Here is a 6,600-nt window from a genome sequence, read left to right on the forward strand (position 1 = left end):
ATCCAGATATGGAACTTTCAACAAGCCAATGACCCAGGTTAATCTTGCGAACCTGAGTCCTCGCTTGCCTTCACTTAAAATTTAATTAATAATTGGTAATGCGCTCTAGTCGAATTAACCGTACAGAGAACCAACTGTTGAAGCTGCCTAATCGCTTGACTGGTGAGAGGAATAGAATCAATAGGTTCCGTTGTCTCCGTCATGTGATCGCTTCCTACAGGCTAGGCTTTTCTTCCTATCCCTCTGAGTCCGAAATAAAACTAACCTCGCTATTCGGCAAACCACACTTCACGAGCTGTTGTCCCTGCCAATCGGCTTTGCTAAATTTTAAAATTGAGATTTAAAGGAACACAGTTCTGTCAAGCGAGCGGCTTAATTGTTCGTTATTGATAGGGCTGATTGGTATAACTGTTTGCCCAAAGTTAACTTACTCAAACAGTGGAGGTAATCGAGCCATGAGTGATACCCAAATCCACCAAGTCTCGGACAAGGAACTGCAACAACAAACCGAACAGGAAAAAGAGCGGACTATTACTGAATTAGAGAAACGCCTGGTTCAGGAAGCAGTCAACGCAATTCAGGAAACCAAAGACGCGATCGCAGCTATCGATGAAAACGATCTGGACAAAGCGATAAAAGCGATCGAGCGAGCCACGGGTCAACTCGATATTATTCTGGCGCGAGAACCGGAGCTATCTTTAGTTCCAATCGATTATACGATCGCGATCATTAACGTTGCGCCAGATGACAAAGCCGCCATCAAAGATATCCGCAAAGAAATCAAATCTGCGGTTAACTCTGGTGATTTACCGGCTGCCCGCAGACTGTTCAATAGCTTAGCCAGTGAAATTCGCGTCACTGTCTCCAATTTGCCTTTGGCAACCTATCCAAATGCCCTGAAGAAAGCCGCCAAGTTGATAGACGAAGGCAATACTGCCGAAGCGAAAGGGGTACTGCAAATAGCTCTATCAACATTAGTGCTTTTGGAGGAATATCAGCCATTACCTATCCTCAACGCCCGCAATTTAATTCAGTCAGCCTGCTCAGAAAGCGACAAGGATAAGGCGATGCAGATGCTGGCAAACGCCCGCACGCGGCTCAAGCTAGCTCAGGAATTGGGCTATGCAGAAGATGATCAGGAATACGAGCAGCTTAATACAGAAATTAAAAATCTTGAGCAGCAGCTCAAGGCAGATGAAGATACCAAAAATGCCTTTGAGAAACTCAAGACTAGAATCGCTGCTTTCTTTAAACGCATCTCTAACTTTAAGCGCATCTCAAAGAAGGAAGTCAAATCTTAAGGATGATCGCGACTCATTAATGATGCAATAATACAATGATGCGAATCGCTCGAATTTGCCCTTTATTTGAACCAATACTGTCAATGGATTGTGACGACATGGAGTAGGTTTTGTGGTTTGAGAAAGGGCGGCATCGGGCGATCGCTACAGACAGATCCCCGACTTATTCAAGAAGTCGGGGATCTTGCTTATAAGACTGTACCTCATCAACCTGAAATCTGCTGTAAATTATGACTTCTGACTCTTAGGTAAATAAGGTTCAAGGACTTCTTTGGTCGTCACCAAATCGCCAACCAAACCAATTTTACTTCGTTCAATCACACCCAAAACGTTTCGCGGATTATTTCTGGCGACAACAGGCAGGAGAAAAAGTCCCCTTGCTCCCATTCGTTTTAAAGCATCTTTCACCGATTCATCGGAATAAGCATAGAGAACTTCCTGTGTACAAATATCTCTAACTTTTGGCTTAATTTCTAACGTTCCGGACGCTTGAGGTTTGATTTCGTTGATAATCCGCTTGATATCCGCTAGAGTAATAATTCCGATTAGTTGATCCGCTTCATCAAACACCAGAGCAGTATGGCATTTGTCCTGAATCATGATCCAACCTGCGTGTAGCAAGGACAGGGAAGCTGGTAGTCCCACATAGGATCGCTGCATAATTGTATCTACGGGGACTTGCTGCAACACCTCCCACTCATCCTGTTTTTCCAGATTCATACCCATTTGCTGGAGATTTAACCGCTTACCAGATGGGTAGGATTGCACTTGCTCAACGACCCAAACGGTTACACTTACCGCTGCCATTAGGGGGAGAATAATTAAATAGTTTCGCGTCAACTCAAACAGTAAGAGAATTGCCGTTAGTGGCGCTCTGACACTACCAGCAAGTACGGCTGCCATTCCCACCATGGCATAAGCCGGTGGTGGGGCAATTTCTGATAAGCTAGGAGGTAAAATAGTCATTAAGCTATTGCCGTAAATAGCTCCCAAACAAGCTCCAATAAATAGAGAGGGAGCAAAAACTCCTCCAACTAATCCGCTACTTAAACTAATCGCTGTAATAATTATTTTTACGCCTAATAGTAAACCTAAAAAACTGATAGAAAATTGTTCTCCCTGGAGAATATCTTCTAGCGTTCCATAGCCGACACCGAGAATTTGCGGCAATGGTAAAGCCACTAGACCAACACAGGCTCCTCCGAGAACGGGTTGCATGGCTGGGGGAAGTTTTTGTAGCCAAGTCAAGCCCATAACCTCGCCTCGAAAACAAGCCTGAGCCAGGTTAATCGCTTTGGTATAGGTAATTGATATTAAGCTAGCCAGTAACCCTAATCCTAAATAAAAGATCCATTCCCAATTATTCAAAACTTGGTAAGTCGGTAAATTAAAAGCGGGATGAACGCCCAAAAAGAGGCGAGCAATGATAGCAGAAATGACAGCAGAGAGAAGGATGAGACTTACGGCTGGAGTGCTAAATGCTGTGCCTAGGACAACTTCTATCGCGAAGAAGACACCAGCAATCGGAGCATTAAATCCAGCCGCAAAGCCGGCTGCTGCCCCAGCGCCTAGCAGTAAGCGATATCGCTCCTTAGACACTTGAAAAAATTGACCCAGTAGAATCCCCACATTAGAACCAATTTCCACGCTCGGACTTTCTGGTCCCAAGGATGCCCCTGTCCCCAAGGAAATTGCCGCCGCCAGCATTTTAATAATGGGTCGCATCGGTGATATTTTCTGCACCCTTTCATTACTTAAAAGTGCCGAAAATCCCTGACCTAAAATATGAGGATAATGCCAACGCATTACCCCAACCACTAAGCCGCCTAAGGTGGGAATACAAACTAATGTCCACGTTCCCCAAACCGAGAGAAGTCCCAATAATTTTCCGAAGGCTAGGATTTGGCATAGATCGATTAAATGGTGAAAGGACACCATCGCTAAGCCTGCTCCACCACTAATTAAGGTTGCCGAAATTAAAACTAGGGCTTCAGGTGACGGTTGTAAGCGGTTGAGCAGCGTTGTTAAACGATCTGAGAGGGATGTAAATTTCGACTGGGGTGGCAGAAGCACTTTGGAGTTAGGAAGAGTCGTCATAGGAGATAAAAATCATAGCGTTGAAGGAGAACATAACCAAAAACAAAAGTTTTAGGCGTTGTTATTCAGGGGGTTTGACCGAACCTGAGATAACGTATCATTCTGAGCAAAGCTAAGGATCGGGAGAGATGCTTTGCTCAGTAAAAAAAGGGGGTATTGAATAGGGAATGGTTACTGTTTTTGAAGACGTTCAGTCGATGACTTAACCAGTAGTTCTAAGCGGCGGGTTGTAACTGTGGTAACTCCTGTGGCAGTTTACCCGTTTGCAACCAATCTTGCAGTGACGCAGGCGCGATCGCGCTTTTGAGTTGCTCTTGGAGTTCTGCACCTTCGAGGATTTCCTGGTGCAAGAGAATTTCGGCGATTTGTTCGAGTAAAGTTTGATTGGTTTGCAAGATCAGCCGTGCCATCTGGTGAGCTCTGTCTACCATGTCCTTCACCTCTCGGTCAATCTCCTCAGCCACCTTGGGACTAACAGAACGGCGAGGATTTTGCCACCCCTCCCAGAATTGGGGTTGACTCTTCTCAAACGCGATCGCTCCTAAACTCTTGCTCATACCATAGAGGGTAACCGAACGTTCAGCCAAATCCGTAGCTTTTTGAATGTCATCCCCAGCGCCCGTGGATACCTTACCAAAGATTAACTCTTCTGCCGAACGCCCCCCTAACAGCGTGGCAATTCGTCCCCGAATTTCATCTTCCATCATCAAAAAGCGGTCATCTTCCGGCAACTGTACGGTGTAGCCGAGAGCGCCGACACCACGGGGAACGACTGAGATTTTCTCAACGGTTCCAGCACCGGGCATTAAAGAACCCACCAGGGCGTGACCCACTTCATGATAGGCAACGGTTTTTTTCTCAATATCGCTGAGGACACGGGATTTTTTCTCCAGTCCAGCAATCACGCGATCAATCGCTTCATTAAAATCAGCCATCGTCACCGCCGGATGATGCTGGCGTGCGGCTAGCAAAGCCGCCTCATTTACCAAGTTAGCCAAATCAGCCCCAGCAAACCCTGGGGTTCGCGCCGCAATTTTCGCCAAATCCACCTCCTCAGCCAACTTTACATACTGAGCATGAACCTGGAGAATCGCTTCCCGCCCGATTTTATCCGGTCGGTCTACCACAATTTGGCGATCAAAACGCCTCGGACGGCGCAAGGCTGGGTCAAGCACATCCGGACGGTTGGTTGCTGCTAAAATAATCACACCACTATTGGCATCGAAGCCATCCATTTCTGTGAGCAACTGGTTCAGCGTCTGTTCTCGCTCATCATTGCCACCAATGAAGGGACTATTCCCACCGCGAGATTTGCCCAACGCATCTAATTCATCGATGAAAACAATACAGGGCGCCTGTTGTTTGGCTTGTTCAAATAAATCTCGTACCCGTGCGGCACCCACACCGACAAACAATTCAATAAACTCCGAACCCGATATGCTAAAGAAAGGAACCCCCGCTTCCCCGGCGACAGCTTTTGCCAGTAGGGTTTTACCCGTTCCCGGTGGTCCGACCAGCAGCACACCTTTGGGAATTTTCGCACCAATCTGGGTATAGCGACTTGAGTCTCTAAGAAACTCAACCACTTCCTGGAGTTCGGCTTTAGCTTCATCCACCCCAGCCACATCATCAAATTTGATCCCTGTACTTCCTTCAGAGTAGATTCGAGCCTTACTCTGACCCACCGTCAACGCTGCTGGACCTCCCCCTTGATTCCGGCTCAACAGCCACCCCCAGATGCCAAAAAAGATTAAAGGTGGCACAATCCAACCCAGTACCGTTGAGAGCCAACCCAAGTTGTCCGGTGGCGGAGCGGCAAACTCCACATCATTTTCTCGTAAGATCTTCGGTAAATCCAGATCAATCGTTACGGGTGTGGTGACGAAGACACGGGGAGGTTCAGAAGGGCTGTTAGGTGCGGGTTTGAGGGTGTACTGAATTCGCTCAGGTCCGACAATGGCACGCTCCACTTTACCCGCTTCGACTTGCTCAATAAAGTCACTATAGGGTACGTCTCGATAATGAGAACCCAAGCTGGGAATAATCGCTAAATTCAATAGGAGCAGGATAGTGATGAAGGTAAGCAGGCTACCACCAATTTGTTTGAGTTTTGGGGGTTTTTGGAATGGTGTATTATTCGTTTCAACTGCCATTTTTTTTAGCTCCTTGACGATAAACGTTATTATTCGGAACCGTCAGTTTTATGGCGAGGGGTTTAACCCATCCGTTGACCCACCAACCGCCTCAGAGGATGTCGAATTTGGCATGGGTGTGTTTTCCGGAAGCGGATCAGACGATGGTGGAGAACTAGGTGGATTAGTCGGTGTTTGCAGCGCTCGGCTGAGAATTTCGTTAAGCTGTTTTAGCTGTCCGGTAATGTCCGCCATAGGTTGACCTCCTAAAACGGAATAAAATCCTAACTTTTAGGGTAACGACTACACAACTTGATCTGACTTGAAAAAATGGTCAGATAAAACCATTGGATTTCTGAGCGCTTCGAGCCAGCTTTTATATCAGAAACCCAATGGTCTTAAGGGGGAAGGATGAAATGGCAGAGAGTAGCCACACATCCTTGTGTATTTACCCCTTACTCCTTCTAGCCAAAGATGTGGTGAAACCTCAGCATCAAGAAACGATTAGCCGATGTTCACTTTGACGACTTTATTCTTCTCTTCTTCGGCTTTAGGAAGCGTGAGATGCAAAATACCATTTTTGTATTCAGCGTGAACCTCATTATTCTGCACTTGTGCAGGTAAATAAATCACTCGACGGAAGCTACCATAGCGGAATTCGCTGCGCTTAGTACCATTTTCTTCCGTTTGAGTTTCTTGTTTGCGTTCACCGCTAATCGAGACAGTTTCAGCGGAGACTTGCAAGTCGATATCGTTAGGTTCTAGCCCCGGAACTTCCAGTTTCAGATGGATTGCATCAGGGGTTTCCTGCATCTCAGCCGCTGGGGTAAACGTAGTTGCCCACCCATCTCCGTCTGTCGTCATTAAATTGTCAAACAGACGGTTCATTTGCCGTTGTAAGCTGTCAATTTCTTGAAACGGTTGCCAACGAACTAAAGCCATAATTGTTACCTCCTTTCAATTTGCAGTAATGACCACAAAGAGCGTTAAGAGGTTTAGTTATCTTGCTCTTTCGATAATCTAAGGTACAAGAACGCTCACAATGACTTGGTTCGGTTTGCCACCCCTAG

The 6,600-nt window shown here is 46.4% G+C and carries 5 protein-coding genes; 1 reads left to right on the plus strand and 4 read right to left on the minus strand.

Going from position 1 to position 6,600, the window contains the following annotated elements; all coding sequences use genetic code 11:
• Positions 1–455: 455 nt before the first annotated feature.
• Positions 456–1,301, plus strand: coding sequence for a YfdX family protein (locus ACLFWI_RS24315; RefSeq protein ID WP_446415062.1), 846 nt, complete (start codon positions 456–458; stop codon positions 1,299–1,301).
• 228 nt (positions 1,302–1,529) lie between these two features.
• On the opposite strand, the gene ACLFWI_RS24320 is transcribed toward ACLFWI_RS24315, so the two are convergent.
• From ACLFWI_RS24320 to ACLFWI_RS24335, 4 genes are all read right to left on the minus strand, one after another.
• A complete protein-coding gene (locus ACLFWI_RS24320; RefSeq protein ID WP_446415063.1) occupies positions 1,530–3,398 on the minus strand; it encodes a chloride channel protein in 1,869 nt (622 codons plus the stop codon).
• 215 nt (positions 3,399–3,613) lie between these two features.
• Positions 3,614–5,551, minus strand: a complete 1,938-nt coding sequence (ftsH, locus tag ACLFWI_RS24325; protein WP_446406427.1) for an ATP-dependent zinc metalloprotease FtsH — start codon at positions 5,549–5,551, stop codon at positions 3,614–3,616.
• 48 nt (positions 5,552–5,599) lie between these two features.
• Positions 5,600–5,785 (minus strand): hypothetical protein, encoded by a 186-nt coding sequence (locus ACLFWI_RS24330; RefSeq protein WP_446406428.1) that lies wholly within the window; start codon positions 5,783–5,785, stop codon positions 5,600–5,602.
• Positions 5,786–6,034: 249 nt separating this feature from the next.
• The gene (locus tag ACLFWI_RS24335; protein WP_446406429.1) at positions 6,035–6,472 is read right to left on the minus strand and encodes an Hsp20/alpha crystallin family protein; all 438 of its coding nucleotides are present in this window, start codon (positions 6,470–6,472) and stop codon (positions 6,035–6,037) included.
• Between the last annotated feature and the right edge of the window lie 128 nt (positions 6,473–6,600).

Origin of the sequence: Coleofasciculus sp. (assembly GCF_046539235.1) — a bacterium.
Lineage (GTDB): Bacteria > Cyanobacteriota > Cyanobacteriia > Cyanobacteriales > Coleofasciculaceae > Coleofasciculus.